Genomic DNA, 2,121 nt, shown 5'->3' with positions numbered 1-2,121 from the left:
GCCGGGGAGGGCGGGCCGGGCCGCCGTCACCGCGGTCGAGGCGGCGATCGCGTTGCGCTCGATGCACGGGATCTGCACGAGGCCGCCGATGGGGTCGCAGGTGAGCCCCAGGTGATGCTCCATGGCGATCTCGGCGGCGTTCTCGATCTGCCGGTTGGTGCCGCCCATCACGGCGGTGAGGCCGCCCGCGGCCATCGCACATGCCGAGCCGACCTCGGCCTGGCATCCTCCCTCGGCTCCCGAGATCGAGGCGTTCGCCTTGAACAGCGACCCGAGCGCGGTGGCGGTCAGCAGGAACCGACGGATGCCCCGGCGGCGATTCGCCTCGGCGACGACCTCGTCGGCGTCCGCATCCGTGTCGGCGTGGGCAGACCCCAGCGCCCTCGTGCCGTCGAAGCCGAGCAGCGCGCTGCCGACGAGCTCGCCGTACGGCGTCACCGCGTTGCCCGCACCGAGACCCGAGTCGGCCAGGAACCGCCACCAGTACATGGCGACGGCGGGGAGGATGCCGGCCGCACCGTTCGTGGGAGCCGTGACGACCCGACCACCCGCCGCGTTCTCTTCGTTCACCGCGAGCGCGAAGGCCCCCAGCCACTCGCCCGGCAGCTCTCGGTGCCCGTCGGCTTCGGCCTCCTCGAGCTGGGCGCGGATCACACTCGCTCGCCTCTTGACCTTGAGCATGCCGGGCAGCACGCCGTCGGACTGCAGCCCGGTGCCGACGCAGGCGGCCATCGCATCCCAGATCGCGTCGAGTCCGGCGGCGACCTCCTCTTCCGAGCGGACCGAGGTCTCGTTGAGGCGAGCGACCTCGGCGATCGACAATCCGTGCTCGTCGCACAGCGCGAGCAGTGACGCGGCATCCGCATACGAATACGGCAGCGGAGCCGTGGAGAGCTTCGCCTCTTCCCCGTCGCGGCGGATGAAACCGCCGCCCACGGAGTAGTAGGTCTGCTCGGCGACGACGTCACCGGCGGCATCCCACGCCGAGATCGTCATGGCATTGGGGTGCCCGGGCAGCCGAGTGCGGGGTGCGAACACGATGTCGGCCTTCGCGAACGGGATCTCGTGGGCTCCGTCGATCCGCAGGGTCGCACCCTCGCGCAGGTCGGTCCAGGCCGCGCGAACCTCAGCCGGGTCGCAGGTCTCGGGGGCGAGGCCGCGGAGTCCTGCGACGACGGCATCCGGCGTGCCGTGCCCGATGCCGGTGGCCCCGAGCGAGCCGTAGAGCGTGCATCCGACCCGCGCGACGCGGTCGAGCACGGCCTCCGCACGCAGGCGCCGGGCGAACTCGAGTGCCGCCCGCATCGGTCCGACCGTGTGGGAACTCGAGGGGCCCACTCCGATGGAGAAGAGATCGAAGGCCGAGACGTACGCTGTCACCTCCTCAGCGTACGTCGTGCAGCGCGAGACGGACGATCCGACGGCCGACGTCAAGGCCCTTCTGCCTGCGGATCGGCACCTCGATGCTGAAGGGGCACTCGAAGCGAAAGGGACGACCATGACGAACAGCACCCCCGACCAGGACCCGACCGCGGGCCTCGACCCCGAGGCGCAGACACCCACTCCCACCCCGTCGTCCGGCGACGCCGGCGAGTTCAAGGATCCGGGCGGCACCGCCGAGAAGCCCGAGCAGGCCGAATCGCCCGAAGACGCCGACCCGTCGGAGGTTCCGAGCAATGACGAGCTCGAGGAGCCGAGCACCGAGAAGGAGCCGTCGGAAGAGCCGAAGGCCCCGACGCGAAACGACCCCGAGCCCGACCATGAGGCGGTCGGGATCGGGGTCATCGACGGTCCGGAGACCGACGAGGGCGACTGAGCGACTCCTACCTCGCTCGGCCGACCGGCCGCTCCCGTCGCGATGCACCCTGCGACGGGAGCGGAAGCGCTATTCGACGAGCTTGCCCTCGGTGTCGACCTCGCGCATGAGCTCGGCGACCTCGGCCGGGATCTCGGGGATCGGCTCGTGCGTCACCCCACCGGTCGGCGACCAGACGAGGTTGACCTGCAGCGTGGGGTCGGTGTCGGGGTAGTCGCTGCGGTTGTGGCACCCGCGCGTCTCTCGACGCTCGAGTGCGGCCTCGATGGTCGCCCGTGCCGCCAGCACCGCCGCCTTCAGGTCGA

Annotated in this window: 2 protein-coding genes and 1 pseudogene; 1 reads left to right on the top strand and 2 read right to left on the bottom strand. The window is 71.3% G+C overall.

Annotated elements, in window-relative coordinates; all coding sequences use genetic code 11:
- Positions 1-1,380, bottom strand: a 1,380-nt coding sequence (locus J7E68_RS06655) for an L-serine ammonia-lyase, iron-sulfur-dependent, subunit alpha (protein ID WP_215171026.1), incomplete at its 3' end; no start/stop codon positions are given.
- A 118-nt stretch (positions 1,381-1,498) separates the two neighbouring features.
- Between J7E68_RS06655 and J7E68_RS06650 the strand changes: the two genes are divergently transcribed.
- Positions 1,499-1,816: a hypothetical protein gene (locus tag J7E68_RS06650; RefSeq protein WP_215171024.1), complete on the top strand. Its 318-nt coding sequence runs from the start codon at positions 1,499-1,501 to the stop codon at positions 1,814-1,816.
- 69 nt (positions 1,817-1,885) lie between these two features.
- On the opposite strand, the pseudogene J7E68_RS06645 reads toward J7E68_RS06650, so the two are convergent.
- Positions 1,886-2,121: pseudogene (locus J7E68_RS06645) on the bottom strand (succinate dehydrogenase); the annotation flags it as partial.

It is taken from the genome of Microbacterium sp. ISL-103 (assembly GCF_018613995.1).
Lineage (GTDB): Bacteria > Actinomycetota > Actinomycetes > Actinomycetales > Microbacteriaceae > Microbacterium.
The sequence above is the reverse complement of the archived record's forward strand: the minus strand, read 5'-3'. Positions and strand labels throughout refer to the sequence as shown.

Excerpts from the sequence above, each read along its gene's own strand:
- J7E68_RS06650 (WP_215171024.1), top strand. The coding sequence starts at position 1,499 with ATGACGAACAGCACCCCCGACCAGGACCCGACCGCGGGCCTCGACCCC.